General features: G+C 54.0%; 14 protein-coding genes. 4 read left to right on the top strand and 10 right to left on the bottom strand.

Features of this window, described 5'->3' with window-relative positions; all coding sequences use genetic code 11:
* Both TH19_RS01745 and TH19_RS01740 read left to right on the top strand, forming a co-directional pair.
* Positions 1–1455: a mannitol dehydrogenase family protein gene (locus TH19_RS01745; protein WP_114100582.1), complete on the top strand. Its 1455-nt coding sequence runs from the start codon at positions 1–3 to the stop codon at positions 1453–1455.
* Positions 1452–2357 carry a sugar kinase gene (locus tag TH19_RS01740; protein ID WP_220151681.1) on the top strand — a complete coding sequence of 302 codons (906 nt, stop codon included), beginning with the start codon at positions 1452–1454 and terminating at the stop codon, positions 2355–2357. Before TH19_RS01745 ends, TH19_RS01740 begins: the two co-directional genes overlap by 4 nt.
* A 56-nt stretch (positions 2358–2413) precedes the next feature.
* Here the strand turns inward: TH19_RS01740 and TH19_RS01735 are convergent, their stop codons facing one another.
* The 7 genes from TH19_RS01735 to TH19_RS01705 form a co-directional block, all read right to left on the bottom strand.
* Positions 2414–3832, bottom strand: a complete 1419-nt coding sequence (locus TH19_RS01735; RefSeq protein WP_114100581.1) for an FGGY-family carbohydrate kinase — start codon at positions 3830–3832, stop codon at positions 2414–2416.
* A complete protein-coding gene (gene rhaM / locus TH19_RS01730) occupies positions 3829–4143 on the bottom strand; it encodes an L-rhamnose mutarotase (protein ID WP_114100580.1) in 315 nt (104 codons plus the stop codon). The genes TH19_RS01735 and rhaM overlap by 4 nt, the downstream gene beginning before the upstream one ends.
* A 4-nt stretch (positions 4144–4147) precedes the next feature.
* A complete protein-coding gene (locus TH19_RS01725) occupies positions 4148–5206 on the bottom strand; it encodes an ABC transporter permease (protein ID WP_220151680.1) in 1059 nt (352 codons plus the stop codon).
* Positions 5203–6195 carry an ABC transporter permease gene (locus TH19_RS01720; protein WP_220151679.1) on the bottom strand — a complete coding sequence of 331 codons (993 nt, stop codon included), beginning with the start codon at positions 6193–6195 and terminating at the stop codon, positions 5203–5205. Before TH19_RS01720 ends, TH19_RS01725 begins: the two co-directional genes overlap by 4 nt.
* A 1-nt stretch (position 6196) precedes the next feature.
* Positions 6197–7684, bottom strand: a complete 1488-nt coding sequence (locus TH19_RS01715; RefSeq protein WP_114100579.1) for a sugar ABC transporter ATP-binding protein — start codon at positions 7682–7684, stop codon at positions 6197–6199.
* A gap of 147 nt (positions 7685–7831) precedes the next feature.
* Positions 7832–8818, bottom strand: a complete 987-nt coding sequence (gene rhaS, locus TH19_RS01710; RefSeq protein WP_114100578.1) for a rhamnose ABC transporter substrate-binding protein — start codon at positions 8816–8818, stop codon at positions 7832–7834.
* Positions 8819–8888: 70 nt separating this feature from the next.
* The gene (locus tag TH19_RS01705) at positions 8889–9695 is read right to left on the bottom strand and encodes a DeoR/GlpR family DNA-binding transcription regulator (RefSeq protein WP_114100770.1); all 807 of its coding nucleotides are present in this window, start codon (positions 9693–9695) and stop codon (positions 8889–8891) included.
* Positions 9696–9879: 184 nt separating this feature from the next.
* Here TH19_RS01705 and TH19_RS01700 point away from each other — a divergent pair, with 184 nt between their 5' ends.
* The gene (locus TH19_RS01700) at positions 9880–12015 is read left to right on the top strand and encodes a bifunctional rhamnulose-1-phosphate aldolase/short-chain dehydrogenase (protein WP_309471246.1); all 2136 of its coding nucleotides are present in this window, start codon (positions 9880–9882) and stop codon (positions 12013–12015) included.
* A gap of 40 nt (positions 12016–12055) precedes the next feature.
* Entirely contained in the window at positions 12056–13354 is a 1299-nt protein-coding gene (gene rhaI, locus TH19_RS01695; RefSeq protein WP_114100576.1) for an L-rhamnose catabolism isomerase, read from the top strand.
* 146 nt (positions 13355–13500) lie between these two features.
* On the opposite strand, the gene gyrB is transcribed toward rhaI, so the two are convergent.
* The 3 genes from gyrB to dnaN all read right to left on the bottom strand — a co-directional run bounded on the left by gyrB (position 13501) and on the right by dnaN (position 18319).
* Positions 13501–15957 carry a DNA topoisomerase (ATP-hydrolyzing) subunit B gene (gene gyrB, locus TH19_RS01690; protein WP_114100575.1) on the bottom strand — a complete coding sequence of 819 codons (2457 nt, stop codon included), beginning with the start codon at positions 15955–15957 and terminating at the stop codon, positions 13501–13503.
* A 19-nt stretch (positions 15958–15976) separates the two neighbouring features.
* Positions 15977–17137, bottom strand: coding sequence for a DNA replication/repair protein RecF (gene recF / locus TH19_RS01685; RefSeq protein WP_114100574.1), 1161 nt, complete (start codon positions 17135–17137; stop codon positions 15977–15979).
* 63 nt (positions 17138–17200) lie between these two features.
* A complete protein-coding gene (gene dnaN, locus TH19_RS01680; RefSeq protein WP_114100573.1) occupies positions 17201–18319 on the bottom strand; it encodes a DNA polymerase III subunit beta in 1119 nt (372 codons plus the stop codon).
* Between the last annotated feature and the right edge of the window lie 291 nt (positions 18320–18610).

The raw sequence follows: 18610 nt of genomic DNA, 5'->3' as shown, positions 1-18610 counted from the left end.
ATGAAACAGTCCGGTTCGTCGGATATGGCTTTGCAATCTGCCTTGGCCAAATCAGGCATCCTGCATATCGGTATCGGGGCATTCCATCGCGCGCATCAGGCGGTTTACACCGATGCGGCGATGGCCGCCAAAGGGGGCGACTGGCACATTATCGGTGTCAGTTTGCGCAGCACGGATATTGTTGATGCCCTGAATGCGCAGGATTGCGCATTTACGGTAATCGAACGCCATGCCCAAGGACCAGAAGCCCATCGCATTACCAGCATGTCACACGCCATTGCGGCGGCGCGCGATGTCATGCCGGTTCTTGACGCCCTTGCCGATCCGGCAATCCGGATTGTGACCATTACCGTGACGGAAAAGGCCTATGGCATTGATCGTCAATCGGGAAAAATCCAGAACGATCACCCCGCCATTCGCCATGACCTTGAAAATCCCGACAGACCGTCGGGACTTCTTGGCATTCTGGTTGCCGGATTGAAAAGCCGCAAGGATGCCGGTATTGCGCCGTTTACGGTGGTGTCCTGTGACAATCTTCCGGCCAATGGCAAGTTGCTTCGTTCTGGTGTGACTGATTTTGCCAGGCAGATCGATCCGGCACTTGGTGACTGGATTTCGGAGAATGTGTCTTTCCCGTCCACCATGGTGGATCGCATCACCCCGGCATCAACCGCCGCCACATATGCCGATGCCAAAGCCCTGACCGGGATGGACGACCCCGCGGCAATCGAGACCGAACCTTTTTCGCAATGGGTGATCGAGGATGATTTCCCCAATGGCAGACCCGCCTGGGAAGAAGGTGGCGCCATCCTTGTCGAGGATGTCGATCCCTATGAAGGGATGAAGCTTCGCATGCTTAATGGCAGTCATTCGCTGATTGCCTATGTCGGGCAACTTGGCAGATATCGCTATGTCCGTGATGCCATGGCGAATGACAATTTCGCTAGTCTTGTCGCACAGCATATGGAAAATTCCGCCGCGACCATGCCGCCACTGGCCGGAATTGATTTTGCCCAATATGGCGCGGAACTGACCGAGCGATTCCGCAATCCCGAAATTGCCCATGAAACCCGGCAGATCGCCATGGACGGCACCGAAAAGCTGCCACAGCGGATTTTTGCCCCAGCTTGTGACTTGCCGGGCGACAGAGAGCGTCTTGGCACATTTGCACTTTGTTTTGCCGCGTGGCTTGCCTTTGTCCAAAAGCAGATCCACCCGACGGAGCCGGGCGAAACCAGCCGATTGCCCGACGATCCGCGGGCCGGTGAAATCAAAGAACTTCTCGACATTCCGCAAGGTGCCGAAGGCCTTTATGACCGTCTGGCAAATTTGCCGGGCTGGATGCCAACCCAACTGCATGACAATCCGCATTGGCGCAAAGCCGTGATCAGCCGCCTGTCGACTTTATTGTCGCACGGGGCCGATGCCGCCATTGCCGATGAAATCGCGCAATGACGATGCAGCGCTTTGTCGCCATCGGCGAATGCATGATCGAAATGTCCGGCGGGCAGGATGGCCACTGGAAAATGGGGATTGCCGGGGATACCCTGAATACGGCATGGCATTTCCGGAATGCGACGAATGACCGGGACTGGCAGGTGCGTTACGTTACCGCACTTGGCGATGATCGATATTCCGATCGTATCGCGCGGTTCATCAGTGATGCCGGTATCGATACCAGCGCCATTCAGCGTCTGTCGGGCAATCGTCCGGGTCTGTATCTTATTGATCAGGAAAATGGTGATCGCGTTTTCACCTATTGGCGCGAAAATTCAGCGGCACGCAAGATGGCCGATGATATTGCGGCACTGGAATCGGCGTTACTGGGGGCGGATGTTATTTATCTGTCGGGGATCACGTTGGCGATCCTGAGCGAGGATCGCCGTACCGCCTTGATTGAGATCATCAAGGCACGCCCGAAACAGACCCGCATTGCATTTGATCCCAATATCCGACCGGCACTTTGGCAAGATCGGGATAGCTGCAAACGGGTACTGAGCGACGTTGCGGCGATCTCGGACATCATTCTTCCGAGCTTTGATGACGAGGCAACATTGTTCGGAGATGCAACGCCGGAAGAAACCGTAATGCGATATCGCGATCTTGGCGTTGCGGAAATCGTGGTCAAGAACGGCGGCGGTCCGTGCTTTTTCCGGCATGATGGTCAGGTGGAAAGCGTTCAAACACCGCCAGTTTCAAAGGTGGTGGATGCAACAGGTGCGGGTGATTCCTTTAACGCAGCATTTTTGGCAGCCCGGCTAAGCGGTGCCGATACCGGCAATGCCATCCAAAGCGGCCAAGTGCTTTCGGCAAAGGTTATCCAGACACACGGGGCGCTTCTGACCGGAGGGGAATGAGTTCATTCCACAGCAGATTGGCCATTCTGAATACAGAAACTGCCCCCAGAGGCACATCACCTTGCAAGATACAAATCGAGCTGGTTAATTTTCGTGCGCCAGAAGTCGCGGTAAGCAATCAAGGCTTCGCTTCTTTCGGGCAATATCCGTTTCATACCACGTAATCCAATTTTGACCGCTTGGCTTGTGAGCATTGCCGCACCAAAGCTCGTACCCGAACTGTCGGTTGACGCAAAAATCTGTTGTCCAAAACGAAAGGCTCCCAAGAGCTCGCAAAACGCCGAATTCATTGCAAGTGGCCCTTCGACAATGATCGAGCCTCCGCTTCCCGTCATTTCAAGGCAATAATCCCCCATCAGAGCGCAATAAAGCGTTGCGAGCGCAGCTTTATCCCGATCGGTTTTGAGAACAGATTCATTTAAGATTCTTCCTGAATGTCGACTGAACGGTCCCCCGGCTCCTGCGAATGAGGGGATCGCAAGACAATCCGCACGGATCAAACGTTCGACATCGCCCATTGTCGGGTTTTCGGTGCAGTCGCCTGCCAGAAAGGCATATTCTCGCCCCCCCATAAATCTGGCGCTGGGAACTGCTTCTCCGTTGAAATCGACATTGCACAAGCTGTCACGATTTTCATCCAACACTGGTTTTGAATGTACGCCAACAGAAAAGCAGACCGTCCAGGTTCCGGAAGACACAAGCGAAAACGGTTGATCGATTTGCGTGATGAGAGGCACAAGAGATGCGTTGCTGTCGTGAATGCCACAGTAGATTTGGCAATCGGCGGGCAATCCAGTGCGCTTTGCGAGTTCCGGCGATATCGGCCCCAAAATGTCTTGCGCCTTTCGGATCGGTGGACATTTCCGATCCCAACCCCGTACTTTTGCAAGCTTGCTCCAATCCCCCTCGTAAGGTCGCCACAGATCCGAATGGCATCCAAGAGATGTCACTTCGGCAGCCTTCACGCCCGAGAATTTCCATGACCAGTATTGCGGATAAGGCAGAAAGTCCGTTGCCTGCGCCATTTCGGCAGGAAAGTTCTGTTCAAGGGCATATATCTGTCGCCCGAAATTCAGGCCTGCGGGCAAACAGGGACTTTGACTGTCTGTAAAGGCATCACGGGCGGCGTCATAGGCCTCATTGATGGACGCATCATATGTATTTTCATAATCCGGGACCGGAAGAACCAACTGATCCTTGTTCAGGATAACAACAGTTGCACCGTGGGTGGTTGGGATCAATTTGCCAATTGTGATCGGGGCAATTTCCGACACAGCCTGCGTCAAAGCCCCAAGATAGAATTGCCAAAGTCCTTCGGTATCAAGATGTCGGTAAGGAGACCGATCAATCGAACGATTGGGCTGACTGACTTCAAACAGAATGTGCTCGCCATCGTGATCCCAAACGACAAGCTTGGCATTGGTTTTGCCTATATCAATGACGGCAGTGGCAAACCGGTTCGTTTGGTCCGTCATTGCAGGTGGAACATGTTGGTTAACGGGATCGCAACCGGGCTGCCGTCAGCATTCGTTGCCATGATATCGCCCATGAAGGACCACCAACGCTGCATGATCTCCGTACGTGGCAATTCATCCATCCCGTGGCTCTTCGTACGGCGCAGAACAGCAAAAAGAATGTGGGTCTCCTCATCCAGAAATATGCTGTAGTCGGAGATTCCCGAGTCTCTTAAAAGGGAAGATAGCTCCGGCCAGATTTCATCATGCCGCTTCTTGTATTCTTCAGCTTGACCGGGATTAAGCATCATTTTGAAGGCAATTTTCTCCATTTTGCTAATTCCCGGATTTTGATTTCATTTTGCGTGCAGTCAAGACGCGACGCCAGATGATTGGTGTGCCAATCACAAGGATCAAAAGCAGGCCGGTAAAGATCGACATCACAATGCCCGGCACATTCATCAGGCCCATGCCAAAGGTGACAAGCCCCATCAAGAACACAGCTATAAATACGCCGACGATGCTGCCCGCACCGCCCATAATGTTGACGCCACCAAGAACCACCATCGTTATGACTTCAAGTTCCCATCCCATCGCGATTGACGGGCGGGTTGAACCGATGCGCGATGTCAGAAGAACCGCCGCAACCCCGGCAAAAAGACCGACAAGCGTAAACAGGAACAGTCGATGACGTTTGACATTGATCCCGGAAAACAAGGCTGCCGTCGGGTTGTTGCCAATCGCGTAGACCCGACGACCAAAGGTCGTTTTGTGCAGCAATATCCCGAACGCCACAGCAAGGCAGAGGAACAGAACAAACTCGAACGACAGCACGCCCCAGACATAACCCTGACCAAAGAATGCGAAGCCTTCCGGGTAGCTGCGATAGACTTCATCGCCTAGGACGATATAGGCGATGCCGCGATAAAGGCTCATGGTGCCGATGGTGACAACGATTGCCGGAATGTCGAACTTGGTGATGATCCAGCCATTCACGAAGCCGGCAACGGTACCAACACCCATACCGATCAGGGCGAGTTCAATCGGGCCTGCGCCCATTGTGTTGGCAAAGCCCATTGCGACTGATGCCAGCGCGATGGTTGATGCAACAGACAGATCAATGTCACGCGCAATGATCAATAGCGCCATCGGTAAGGCAATGATCGCCTTTTCCGTGAAATTGAACGTCGCGTCCGACAGGCTCCAGGGATCAAGGAAATAAGGCGAAAGCTGTATGTTGGTGAAAAAGGCAATCACCACAAACACCATCAACAATGTTTCCCAGCGCATCATCTTACTGCGCAAATCGCTGTTCAAGCTATCAGGCAGATGCCTGGACATATCCTTGGGCAAATCATTGGTCATTGTTTGTTTCAATGTTTTCTCGGTGATCATTGATGTGCCTCCCGCAGGATACGTCGGCCGCCTCGTTTTTCACTACGAGAATTAACGATAACGGCCAGAACAATCACAAGCCCGGAGATCGCGAGCTGCCAGAAGGGAGAAATTCCAATTACGGGGAGCGCGTTTTTGATCAGCCCCAAGAAGATCGCGCCAAGAACGGCCCCCCAGATTGATCCGATGCCACCTGCAATGCTGATCCCGCCAATGACGCAAGCCGCAACGACCTGAAGTTCGAAGGCAAGGGCAACTTCCACATAGGCAACGGCATAGCGCGAGACCCAGAGATAGCCGCACAAGCCAGCAACTGCGCCAGAAATACAAAATGTGATGAACTGATGCTTGCCGACATCAAGGCCACTATAGACAGCAGCCTTGGGGTTCCCGCCGACCGCGAAGATCGAAAGGCCGGTCTTGGTAAAGCGCGTAAAGACAAACATCACCAGCGTCAGGGCAATGGCAATCCAGGACAATACGGTCACATCAAGGAAGGCTGCCCGCGGCAGGGCCAGGAATTGCGGCGTCATTTCATGGGCGTTTACCCATTCTCCGTCGCTAAGCAAAAAGACAAAACCGCGATATGCACTCATGGTGCCAAGGGTGACAACGATCGACGGAATGCCAACCAGCCAGACCAGAAGACCGTTAAAGGCGCCAAGCATCAATCCGATCCCGATTGACATCACAACTGTCACCAAGGCGGATGTTTCCGGATAAGCGACATTGAACAGGGCCACGCACATGCCGGTAAATGCCAAGTTCGATGCGACCGACAGATCAATGCACCGGGTCAGGATCACAAGCATCTGCGCACAGGCAAGCATGATCAGAATCGCCGTATCATCGAAAACTTCGGCAAGGTTGGCGGTACCAACAAAGAAGGGTGCGGCTGAGCCAACACCAACGAGCATCAAGATTATCAACCCACCAAGAAGCCATTCACGGTGCGAGATCAGTTTGCCGATTATGGATGTCGTTTTCATTTCAGGCTCCTGTCGCCGCGGTGACGATGGCTTCGGCTGTCATTTCATCTCGATCAAATCGTGCTGCGATCCGACCTTCATGCATGACAATAATGCGATCAGACATGCCCATGACTTCGGGCAGTTCAGAGGACACCATAATCACCGACAATCCTTGTGCGACCAGTTCGCCCATGAATTTGTGCACGGCGGCTTTTGAGCCGATATCAATGCCTTTCGTTGGTTCATCGACGATGATGACATTCGGATTGGTCGCAAGCCATTTGCCGATAACGACTTTTTGCTGGTTCCCGCCCGAGAGGTTCTCAACATTCTCCGACAGGCTCGCCGCCTTGAGCTGAAGGCGTGTGGCATATTGGCGGGCTACGTCAAATTCACGGGCCATATCGATAAAGCCGGACCGCGACAGACCGCCCAATTGAGGAAGTGTGATGTTCTGAAAAATTGGCAAACTGAGGATTGCGCCCTGATGCTGGCGATCTTCAGGGACATAAACCAATCCCTGATCGACAGCATCACCGGGTGTGCGCGGATTAAAGGGCTTATCATTGAGTATGATTGACCCGGCCGAGGTCGGGGTCAAGCCAAACAGGGCCTGCATGACTTCGCTACGACCTGCACCGACGAGACCATAAAACCCAAGGATTTCACCACGACGCAGCTCAAAGTCAATGTCGGCAAACTCAGTCGGATGACACAGACCTTCAACAGTCATGACCGGTTCGCCGATTTCGGCTTCGATCTTTGGATAGATTTGTTTGACGGTTCGACCGACCATCATTGCGACCAGATCATCCTGGGTCACATCATTGATTTCGCCTGCACCGACGAACTGGCCGTCACGAAAGACGGTGTAGCGATCACAAATCTCGAAGATTTCGTCGAACTTGTGGCTGATGAAAAGGATTGCCTTTCCTTCGTCACGAAGGCGGCGGACCAGACGGTAGAGTTCCTGAATCTCGTGATGAGACAGCGATGCTGTTGGCTCATCCATGATGACGATGTTGGAATTGATTGAAAGCGCACTGGCAAAAGACACCAGATGCTTGTGCGCAACGCTCAGCTCGCGCAGCGGCAGATCAGGGTCAATATTGACATCAAGATATTCCAGAAGCGTTCTGGCGCGTCGACGCATCAGCGGCCAATCCAGAAGGCCAAACCTGTTCCGGTTCTGATTGTTTATGAAAATGTTCTGGGTGACGGAAAGTTCGTCAAACATCACGGCTTCCTGATGGATCGCCGAAATACCGTGGCGCTTCGCATCAGTTGCAGCCTGCATTCTGACGGGTTCATCATTGATCAGGATGTCACCGCCATCTGGCGTATAGATGCCCGTGAGCACCTTCACCAAAGTGGACTTTCCTGCGCCGTTTTCGCCGATAAGTGCCGTGACCTGTCCGGGATAAAGTTGCAATTCAACGCCATCAAGCGCCTTCACCCCGGGGAATGTCTTGGAAATATTGCGCAGTTCAAGAACAGGCCTGTCCATGCTTTTCAAGCCTTCACATCAAAGTCTGGAGATTTTGGCTCAGGCCGCATTCGAGTGATGCTTATGCCAAGAGCGTCGTGATCGCGGGAAAGAGTGGCGGAAACCACTTAAGGGAGCAAAGGGTTTCCGCCAGTTCCGTGGTATCGCTTAGAAGATGTCGGCGAACTTGTGGACGTTTGACGCGTCATAAACAAACGGGTCAGACATTGCGCCGTTACCGTCCTTGTCAAACGTGATGGTGCCCATGCGACCGGCTTCGATCATCATATGCTCGTCGCCCTGGGTCAGTTGATAAGCGATCATCATCGCCGAGTAGCCAAGATCAATTGGGTTCCAAATCGCAAAGCTCTTGACCGATCCGGCATCAACGTGGCCGGCAAGTTCGGACGGCAGGCCAAGACCGGTGACAAAGACTTCACCAATTTTGCCCTGATCAGCGACGGCCTGTGCTGCTGCAACAATGCCAACAGAGGTCGGTGCAACGATTACTTTGAGGTTCGGATGTTTTTTGAGCAGTGCGACGGTTTCGCGATAGGATTTATCAGCAAGATCATCGCCATAAACTGTGTCGACAAGTTTCAGCTGACTGTAATCAGGGAGCACCTTTTTCATCTCGTCGATCCAGATATTCTGGTTCGTGGATGTCGGGGTTGCCGAAAGAATGGCGATTTCACCGCCAGCATCACCGGCGACATCGGCCGCAAGCTTGATGCACATAGCACCAATCAGCGGGTTGCTCGACGGGTTGAGATGGACGATGCGTGCATCATCTGCAACACCGCTATCCCAAGAAATAACCTTGATGCCACGATCCATCGCACGTTTCAGGATCGGTGCCAGTGCGTCCGGGTCATTTGCGGAAACGGCGATTGCGTCAACACGCTGGGCCATCAGGGCGTTGATACTTTCAATCTGGCCTTCAGCCGTGGTGGAAGTCGGGCCGGTATAGATAACCTCGGCGTTGCCGATTTCCTTGGCGGCCTCTATTGCTCCATCCCGGGCCGCTTCAAAGAAGCCATTACCAAGTGATTTTACGACAAGTCCGACACGAACCGGGTCAGCGGCTTGTGCGGTTACGGATGCCATGCCCATGGCAAAAATGGCGGCTGCCATCAGAGACTTTCTGAATTTCATAACGTTCCTCCATGATTGGTTTTTATTGCTTTTTGTCTGACAGGCGCCGGGCTCTTTTTGTCCCTTTGGGCTATGCGCTTGCCGTATTCTGGTCGTCTTCCTGTTGTGCTGACACGATGACAAGTTTGATGCCCGAACGCTCAATCATGGCGCGGTCTTCATCACGAATACCGTCATCGGTAATCAGGGTGTCGATATTGTCCAACCGGCACAGGAACATGTTGCTGCGCTGGGTGAATTTTGTGCTGTCGATCATCACCACCAGCTTCTCGGCCTGTGCGATCAGGCGTTGCTCTGACTGGATGATCATGGGATCGCTTTCCATCAGTCCCATCGAATTGATGCCCTGTGCACCCACGAATGCCTTGGAGGCATAGAAGTTGTGGATCACATCGCTTTCAAACGGGCTAAGGATAATGTTCTGTTCGCGATAGATGGTCCCGCCTGGAACGACCACGCTGTTCTGGCTGTGCTCGATCAAATAGTCGGCAAGCGGGAACGAGTTGGTCAGCACCTGCATTTTCTTGGACTTGAGTAGCGGTGCCATCTGGTAGGTGGTCGAACCACCGTGGATGATGATGGAATCGCCTTCTTCACACATTTCGACTGCTTTGGCGGCAATTGCAGCTTTTTGCGCGACATTGAGCGTTTTGGTTACGAAAAATGGCCGTCCAAGCAATTGTTTGCTTGTGACAGGATTGATGGCTTCTGCCCCGCCACGAACACGGCGAAGCTTGCCGTCATCGTCAAGGGCTGCGATGTCGCGACGGATAGTTGCCTCGGAAACGTCCAGCATATCAACAAGCTGGGCGACCGTGACGACGGGATGTTCCCCGACCGCGCGCAATATCAATCTATGTCGTTCACGTTCATGCATATTGGCTCTCCATTCGCCAGATATTCGCGCAATTTCGATCATTGTCAAACATAAAATGTCATAATTGATCATTTTGCAGTGCAATATTGAAAGAAAATGATCGTTTATGATTGACTATGATTGAAATCCGGTTTAGTTGCTTGAAAAAAATGGGAGGCGGCAATCGCATTCATAGCAGACCGCCATGTGTAACGTCCAAGTGATAGGTTATCGGATCATGTCATCTGTTCCTTCTGAGATTCTTCTTCCAAATAAATGGGACGCGGAGCACGCCTCAGGCTTGAGTGAGCCTGAACGTCTTCTGTACCGGTCCAACCTGCTTGGTTCTGATTTGCGTATCACCAATTTCGGCGGTGGAAACACGTCGGCAAAGGTTTGGCAAAAGGATCCACTTGGCGGTGATGAAGTCGAAGTGCTTTGGGTCAAGGGGTCTGGTGGCGATGTCGGCAGCATGAAGCTTGATGGTTTCTCGACGCTTTACATGGATAAGCTGCGCGCGCTTAATGGGCTGTATCGCGGTGAGGAATTTGAAGATGAAATGGTTGGCTATTTGCCCCATTGCACCTTTAACCTTAATCCCCGTGCGGCAAGTATCGACACACCGCTTCATGCCTATATCAACAAACCCCATGTCGATCACATGCACCCGGATGCCGTGATTGCAATTGCCGCATCAAAAGACAGCCGTGCGATTACACAGGAAATCTATGGCGATGATATCGGTTGGCTTCCGTGGAAGCGCCCGGGATATCAACTTGGCCTGATGCTTGAGCAGTATTTCAACGATAACCCGAACAGCAAGGGTGTTGTCCTTGAAAGCCATGGCCTGTTTACCTGGGGTGATAGCGCCGAGAAATGCTACAACACGACAGTTGACATCATTAACAAGGCAATTGCCTGGTTCGATGGCAAAACGGCAAATGCTGAAATCTTTGGCGGTGAGCGCCATGTAAGCCTCGACCCCGAGCAACGCCGCGCGATTGCATCAACCTTGATGCCGCGCATTCGCAGCTTCATTGATGCCGGTGAACGCAAGATCGGTCATTTCAATGACAGCGATGCCGTATTGCAGTTTGTGAACTCCAACAAGCTTGAAAAACTCGCAAGCCTTGGCACCTCGTGCCCGGACCACTTCCTGCGCACCAAGATCCGTCCGATCATTATTGACTTCGACCCGGCAAAACCGGATCTGGATGCCGTCATCGAAGGATTGTCCGAAGCCTTTGCTGCCTACCGCGAAGATTACAAAGGTTATTACGAGCGCTGCAAACACGATAACAGCCCGGCGATGCGCGATCCCAATCCGGTGATTTATCTGATCCCAGGTGTCGGCATGCTGTCCTTTGCCAAGGACAAGGCAACGGCCCGTATTGCTGGCGAGTTTTACGTCAATGCGATCAATGTCATGCGGGGTTCAGACACCGTCAGCACCTATATGGGACTGGATGAGCAGGAAGCGTTCGATATCGAATACTGGCTGTTGGAAGAAGCCAAATTACAGCGCATGCCCAAACCCAAAAGCCTTGCAGGCCGCGTGGCTGTCGTTACAGGCGGTGCTGGTGGCATCGGCAAGGCGACCTGCGGCCGTTTGTTGCAAGAAGGTGCATGCGTAGTTGCATGTGATATTGATGAAGCGGCACTCGGCGACGCGGTTGCGGATTTGCGATCCGTATTTGGCAAAGATCAGGTGCGTGGGCTTCCGGTCAATGTGACGAGCGAAGACTCTGTCATCAAGCTGATGCATGATAGCTGTGCCGAGTTTGGCGGGATCGATATCCTGGTCTCGAATGCAGGTATTTCGTCAGCAGCGCCAATTGATGAAACCAGCCTTGAAGTCTGGCAGCGCAATATGGATATCCTTTCGACCGGATATTTCCTTGTGGCGCGCGAAGCCTTCAAAATCATGAAACTGCAAAAACGTCCTGCAAGCATGGTGTTTGTCGCATCCAAAAACGGGCTTGTGGCATCGCCTGGGGCATCGGCCTATTGCACGGCAAAGGCATCTGAAATCCAACTGGCCCGATGCCTTGCCCTTGAAGGGGCGCCGTTTGGTATTCGTGTCAATGTGGTCAATCCTGATGCGGTTCTGCGTGGTTCTAAAATCTGGTCCGGGGAATGGCGCGAACAGCGTGCCAAGGCCTATGACATGGCACCCGATCAGCTGGAGGAACATTACCGTCAGCGCAGTATGCTCAAACTCAATGTTCTGCCAGAAGACATTGCCGAGGCAATCTATTTCCTCGCATCTGACAATGCGGCAAAATCAACGGGTAATGTGGTCAATGTCGATGCCGGTCACGCGCCGTCATTCACCCGCTAAACACATCAAGGGTCGGTTATAACGACCCGGGGAGGAACCCATGACTTCACAAGCCCCGATTTCGGCAGACCTGATTGCCGAACATAACGATGCCCATATTTCAGCATTGGATTCAGATTACACTGCATTGGGTGAGCAGCTCGCCCGTCGTGGCCTTGATATCGAAAAACTGACAACGGCAGCCCGGGACTTTTCGGTCGCAATCCCGTCCTGGGGTGTCGGAACCGGGGGGACGCGTTTTGCGCGTTTCCCCGGTGTGGGCGAGCCGCGCAACATCTTTGAAAAACTTGCTGATTGCGCTGTCATTCAGCAGTTGGGCCGCGCGACGCCGACCGTATCGTTGCATATCCCATGGGACAAGGTCGATGATCTGGGTGAACTTCGCGATGTCGCGACGGGATATGGTCTTGGCTTTGACGCGATGAATTCCAACACGTTTCAAGACCAGGATGATCAAGGTCAGTCATACAAGTTCGGTAGCCTGAGCCATTCTGATCCGGCAGTGCGTGAACAGGCGATTGCCCATAATCTTGAATGTATCGAAATTGGTCAGAAGCTTGGATCAAAGGCGCTGACTGTCTGGATCGGGGATGGCACGAACTTCCCGGGCCAGCAAAGCTTTACGCGCAGTTTTGAACGCTATCTTGATGCGATGAGGGCAGTCTATGCGGGCGTGCCCGATGACTGGAAGCTGTTCATCGAGCACAAGATTTTCGAGCCAGCATTCTATTCGACGGTCATTCAGGATTGGGGTAGCAATTATCTCGCTGCGACCGAGCTTGGGCCCAAGGCGTCCTGCCTTGTCGATCTTGGTCATCATGCGCCAAATGTGAATATTGAAATGATCGTCGCCCGACTGTTCCAGTTTGGGAAACTTGGCGGTTTCCATTTCAATGACAGCAAATACGGCGATGATGACCTCGATAGCGGATCAATCAATCCCTATCAGCTGTTCCTTGTTTTCAATGAATTGGTTGAGGCAGAGCGCCGTGCACCGGAAAAATTCGATCCGGCCTACATGCTTGATCAATCGCATAATGTGACGGATCCGATCGAAAGCCTGATTTCAAGTGCTGCTGAAGTCCAGCGTGCCTATGTGCAGGCATTGCTTGTCGACCGTGCTGCGCTTGAAGCCTATCAGGACGAAAACGATGTGATGATGGCAAGCCGTACGCTCAAGGCAGCATACAATACCGATGTCTCACCAATACTCGCCATGGCGCGCCAGCGTGACGGTGGTGCAATTGACCCGGTTATTGCCTATCGCAAAGCGGGTTATCGCGCCGAAGTCGGACAACAACGCCCCGCCAGCAAAGGAAGTGGTGGCGGAATAGTTTAAGCGAACGATAGTTCAACGAACTTAAACTACAGAAGCCGAAGGCTATGCCTTCGGCTTCTTATTTTATGCGTCACAGATTCCAGATTTATCTGTCGCGTTTCCAATTTTATGCGTCAATTCACAGGCAGGTTCCAGGAACCCGCGCATCAAACGTCGAGGTTGGCAACCTTGAGGGCGTTGGACTGGATGAAGTCGCGGCGCGGTTCAACGATGTCGCCCATCAGGGTCGAGAAGACTTCTTCGGCCTCGTCGGCGTGGTTGACCTTGACCTGAAGCAGCGAACGGACGTTCGGATCGAGGGTGGTTTCCCAAAGCTGATCCGGGTTCATTTCACCCAGACCTTTATAACGCTGGATCGAGATGCCGCGGCGGCCAAATTCCATGACCGCATTGACCAGATCGACCGGACCGTTGATTTTCCAGCTCTTGTCCTTTGCGACGAATTCGGCACCCTTTTCAAAGATTTCGCGCAGGTCGGCAAGGACACCGGCAATCGCGCGGACCTCGGCCGAACGCAGGATATTGCCATCGATCACGTGGCGCTGTTCAACACCGCGCAGCATACGCCAGATGACGATTTCATCGAGCGGTGCCTCGGCCTGCCAGCCGCGGTCGAAATCTTCTTCGAGGCTGTCGAGATGCTTGGCCAAAGTCTGTGCGGCGTCTGCACGTTTGCCATCATCATCAAGCAATGCCGGGTTCAGGGCACCGGCAAGGGTCGCCTGTTCAAGAACCGAGATCGGCAATTTGATCGACAGCGGTTGCAGGAAACCTTTGGCCTTGCGGGCAAGCTCCACCACACGCACCAGATCCGGGCCAGCAACCTGTTGACCATCGGCAAGGGTCAGAACCGCTTCTTCGGTGCCCTGCGCGGTCAGGTATTGTTCCATCTCGCGGTCGTCTTTGAGATACTGGACCGAGTTACCGCGCTTGGCACGATAGAGCGGCGGCTGTGCGATATAGAGATAGCCGCGTTCAATCAGTTCGGGCATCTGGCGATAGAAAAAGGTCAGAAGCAGGGTTCGGATATGCGCGCCATCGACGTCAGCATCGGTCATGATGATGATTTTGTGGTAGCGGGCCTTGTCGATGTTGAAATCATCGCGGCCAATCCCGGTGCCCATGGCAGTAATCAGAGTGCCGATTTCCTGGCTTGAAAGCATCTTGTCAAAGCGGGCGCGTTCAACGTTCAGGATTTTACCACGCAACGGCAGGATCGCCTGGAAGCCGCGTTCACGGCCCTGTTTTGCCGAACCACCTGCGGAATCACCCTCCACGATGAACAGCTCGGCTTTGGACGCATCGCGTTCCTGACAATCGGCCAGTTTGCCCGGCAACGACGAGATATCAAGCGCACCTTTGCGCCGTGTCAGTTCGCGGGCCTTGCGGGCAGCTTCGCGGGCGGATGCGGCTTCGACAACCTTGGTAACGATCTTGCGGGCATCAGCCGGATGTTCTTCAAGCCACTGTTGCAGCTTGTCATTGACGATGTTTTCAACAACCGGACGAACTTCGGACGAAACCAGCTTGTCCTTGGTCTGGGACGAGAATTTTGGATCGGGAACCTTGACAGAAATCACACAAGACAGGCCTTCACGGGCGTCATCACCGGAAAGGGCAACCTTTTCCTTTTTGGCGATGCCGCTTTCCTGCGCATAGTTGTTGATCTGACGGGTCAGGGCCGCACGGAAACCGGCCATGTGCGTTCCGCCATCACGCTGCGGAATGTTGTTGGTAAAGCACAGGGTCTGTTCGTGATAGCTGTCGTTCCATTGCAGGGCGACTTCGACGGTGATGCCGTCTTTTTCGCCTTCGATGCTGATGGATTCTTCGATCTGGCGGGTTTTGTTACGGTCCAGATATTCGACAAAGGCACGAATACCACCTTCGTAATGCAGCTTGGTTTCGACCGGCTCGCCATGACGTTCATCGCGCAGCGTCAGGATCACACCCGAGTTCAGGAAGGCCAGTTCGCGCAGTCGATGTTCAAGGGTCGCCAGATCAAATTCAAGCTGGGTAAAGATTTCGCCATCCGGGTAGAAGGTAACCTCGGTCCCCGAAAGCGGTGTACCATCGGCGGTCAGCGGTGCATCACCGGTGACTTCAAGCGGCTTGATCGCATCGCCGCCGGAAAATTCCATGTAATGTTCTTTGCCATTCCGCCAGATGCGCAGCTTAAGCAGGGTCGACAGCGCGTTCACAACCGAAACGCCCACGCCGTGCAGACCACCGGAAACCTTATAGGAGTTCTGGTCGAACTTACCGCCGGCATGAAGCTGGGTCATGATGACCTCGGCGGCGGAAACGCCTTCTTCCTTGTGCATGTCGGTCGGGATGCCACGGCCGTTATCGCGAATGGTGGCAGAACCATCGCCATTAAGCTGCACCCAGACGGTATCGCAATGCCCGGCAAGGGCTTCGTCAATCGCGTTATCGACGACTTCGTAGATCATGTGGTGCAAACCGGTTCCGTCATCGGTGTCACCGATATACATGCCCGGGCGTTTGCGCACCGCTTCAAGGCCTTTGAGAACCTTGATCGATTCTGCACCGTACTCCTGCGCCGGCTGGGCAGTGTTCGGAGTTTCTGTTTCGTTGGTCATAGCGTCACAACCTCGGCATTCACGGATTGGTTTCCAGGGACAGAGTGGCATCCTCCACGCGGAAGAATTGCGCACGCCCGTCCAAACCTTCAAACAGCGCCCGGTCCGTACCTGTCATCCAGGCCTGGACGCCAAGCGCCACGATTTCGTCAAACAGGTGGGTGCGGCGTTCTGCATCCAGATGCGCAACCACCTCGTCAAGTAACAGCAGCGGACCAGCCCCGCGCGCCTTTGTCTGCAGGCGGGTATTGGCCATAATGATCGACAGCAACAGTGCCTTTTGCTCGCCGGTCGAACATTGATCGGCAGACTGGCCCTTGGCATCGTGCCAGACCAGAAGATCGCTGCGTTGCGGGCCGACAATCGCCCCGCCATAGGTGGCATCACGTGACCGTCCGTCGCGCAATGCCGCCCGCATTCTGTCTTCGACCTCGATGGCCGGATATTTTTCCAGCCAGTCTTCAAGATCACCCGCCAGCGCCAGACGCGCAGCGGGAAACGGCCCGATGGCCATGGTTCCCGCACGGCTTAATCGCGCCAGAAGATCGGCACGGGCAACGGCAACGGCAATACCATGACGGACCATCGAATCTTCGATCGAGGCCAGCCATTTATCATCGCCCTTGCCTTCCTTGAGCAATTTCGCCCGCGAGCGCAGGGAATGCTCATAGGCGGCAACGCGGCTGCTGTGATCGGGATCAAGGCCGTAAACCAGCCGATCCAGAAAGCGCCGGCGCGCCGAAGGACCATCCAGAAACAGACGATCCATTTGTGGTGTCAACCAGACCGCGGCACAAACCCGACCCAAGGCCGCCTGCCCGCGCTGGGCCTGACCATCGATGCGGACCGCCCGGCGTTCGCGCCCCTGTTCAAGGGCGGCCGGATCAAGGCCCGATCCCACCTGAAATGCCCCGTCCGGGGTTTCAAGATCGGCGGCAACTGCCCAGGCCCGTGTCGCCCCGTTCGGAGCTGCCGGAACATTGCGCGCAATATCGCCCAGTTTGGCCCGGCGCAATCCGCCGCCCGGTGCCAGCAAGGATACGGCTTCGAGCAGGTTGGTCTTGCCCGCCCCGTTTGGCCCCGTCAGCACCACCGGCGCGCCACTCAGTGACAGGCGCAGGGTTTCGTAACAGCGAAATTCACTGAGCTGGATACGGGAAACGGCAAGACGGTTTGTCATGGACGCACCGTCTTTTGGCGTGAGGTTATTGGCAAGAACAGCCACAGCGTATCGTGCTTACCGTCAAACACGCATCGGCATCAGAACATACAATGCCGAAAGGTCGTCGGTATCACGCAGGATGGTCGGGCTTGAACCGTCCGACATCAGAAGGTTGATGGTGTCACCCTTAACCTGTTTGGCAATGTCGAGCAGATAGCGCGAGTTAAAGCCGATTTCGATATCCTCGGCATCATAGTTGATTTCGAGTTCCTCGGACGCGGTGCCGTGTTCCGGGCTTGAAGCCGAAAGGGTCAGGGTATTGCCCGAAAGCACAACCTTTACCGCACGGGATTTTTCAATCGAGATCGCAGAAACACGATCCACAGCATCGGCAAAGGCCTTGCATTCGATATCAAGGGTCTTGTCATTGCCCGACGGGATCACGCGTTCGTAATCCGGGAAGGTGCCGTCAATCAGCTTGGAGGTCAGAACCGCATTGCCGAAACCGAAACGGATTTTGGTATCCGAAAGGGTGATATCGACGGCTTCGCCGGTTTCTTCGATCAGTTTGCGCAATTCGCCAACGGTTTTGCGCGGAACGATGACACCCGGCATGTTTTCCGCACCATCGGGCAGCGGTGCCTCGACCCGGGCCAGACGGTGACCGTCGGTGGCGACAGCACGCAAAATTTTGGTGCCCTCGGCGTCGGTGGCATGGAAATAGATACCGTTGAGGTAGTAACGGGTTTCCTCGGTCGAGATCGCGAATTCAGCGCGATCAATCAGGCCACGCAATTCAGCAGCAGCAAGACCGAAGCTGACCGGAAGATCACCACCGGACATAACCGGGAAATCATCAACCGGCAGAACTGCCAGATTAAACTTCGAACGGCCCGCCGCCAGGGTCAAACGACCGGCACCCGGTTCAAGGGCGATCTGCACCTGTGATCCTTCGGGCAGTTTGCGAACGATTTCATAAAGGGTATGGGCCGGGGTGGTGGTTGCACCCGCCTCGGATACCTCGGCCGTCGTGGTTTCGACGACTTCAAGATCCATATCGGTTGCCGTCAGGGAAAGACGGTCATTTTCTGCCCGCAGCAAAATATTGGACAGAATCGGGATGGTGTTGCGTCGTTCAACAACACTTTGAACATGGGTCAGCGATTTCAACAGAGCCGCGCGTTCGATGGTCAGCTTCATGCCCGTCCTATCCGTCTGTCAGTATGCGTTTAACAAATTGTTTTTTATTCAGTTTTCTCACCTGAACCCCACCCGTTCGGGCAAGGCAGGCGCATTATAACATGCATGGCACGAAATCGAAGGATTTTTACGGCTTAAACCCAAGCAAATAAAAGGAGTCGGCGCACCAATTTCCGCCAAAAACGCGCAAATCGGCGCATACTGCGCGACTCGCAGTTTCGATCATGTAATTACGGGAAATTTTGCCGGCCTTTTTGACCCGGAACCCACCCGAAATACCGGGTGAAATCC

This window comes from Thalassospira profundimaris, assembly GCF_003326675.1.
Classification (GTDB): Bacteria; Pseudomonadota; Alphaproteobacteria; order Rhodospirillales; family Thalassospiraceae; genus Thalassospira; species Thalassospira aquimaris.
This window is presented reverse-complemented; position numbering and strand designations above follow the sequence as displayed.

What these genes read in the sequence shown, in the direction of transcription:
- TH19_RS01745 (WP_114100582.1), top strand. Translation starts at nt 1, where the DNA reads ATGAAACAGTCCGGTTCGTCGGATATGGCTTTGCAATCTGCCTTGGCC.
- TH19_RS01700 (WP_309471246.1), top strand. Translation starts at nt 9,880, where the DNA reads ATGTGTAACGTCCAAGTGATAGGTTATCGGATCATGTCATCTGTTCCT.
- TH19_RS01705 (WP_114100770.1), bottom strand. Translation starts at nt 9,695, where the DNA reads ATGCATGAACGTGAACGACATAGATTGATATTGCGCGCGGTCGGGGAA.
- TH19_RS01720 (WP_220151679.1), bottom strand. Translation starts at nt 6,195, where the DNA reads ATGAAAACGACATCCATAATCGGCAAACTGATCTCGCACCGTGAATGG.
- rhaS (WP_114100578.1), bottom strand. Translation starts at nt 8,818, where the DNA reads ATGAAATTCAGAAAGTCTCTGATGGCAGCCGCCATTTTTGCCATGGGC.
- recF (WP_114100574.1), bottom strand. Translation starts at nt 17,137, where the DNA reads ATGACAAACCGTCTTGCCGTTTCCCGTATCCAGCTCAGTGAATTTCGC.
- TH19_RS01725 (WP_220151680.1), bottom strand. Translation starts at nt 5,206, where the DNA reads ATGATCACCGAGAAAACATTGAAACAAACAATGACCAATGATTTGCCC.
- TH19_RS01715 (WP_114100579.1), bottom strand. Translation starts at nt 7,684, where the DNA reads ATGGACAGGCCTGTTCTTGAACTGCGCAATATTTCCAAGACATTCCCC.
- rhaM (WP_114100580.1), bottom strand. Translation starts at nt 4,143, where the DNA reads ATGGAGAAAATTGCCTTCAAAATGATGCTTAATCCCGGTCAAGCTGAA.
- TH19_RS01735 (WP_114100581.1), bottom strand. Translation starts at nt 3,832, where the DNA reads ATGACGGACCAAACGAACCGGTTTGCCACTGCCGTCATTGATATAGGC.
- dnaN (WP_114100573.1), bottom strand. Translation starts at nt 18,319, where the DNA reads ATGAAGCTGACCATCGAACGCGCGGCTCTGTTGAAATCGCTGACCCAT.
- TH19_RS01740 (WP_220151681.1), top strand. Translation starts at nt 1,452, where the DNA reads ATGACGATGCAGCGCTTTGTCGCCATCGGCGAATGCATGATCGAAATG.
- rhaI (WP_114100576.1), top strand. Translation starts at nt 12,056, where the DNA reads ATGACTTCACAAGCCCCGATTTCGGCAGACCTGATTGCCGAACATAAC.
- gyrB (WP_114100575.1), bottom strand. Translation starts at nt 15,957, where the DNA reads ATGACCAACGAAACAGAAACTCCGAACACTGCCCAGCCGGCGCAGGAG.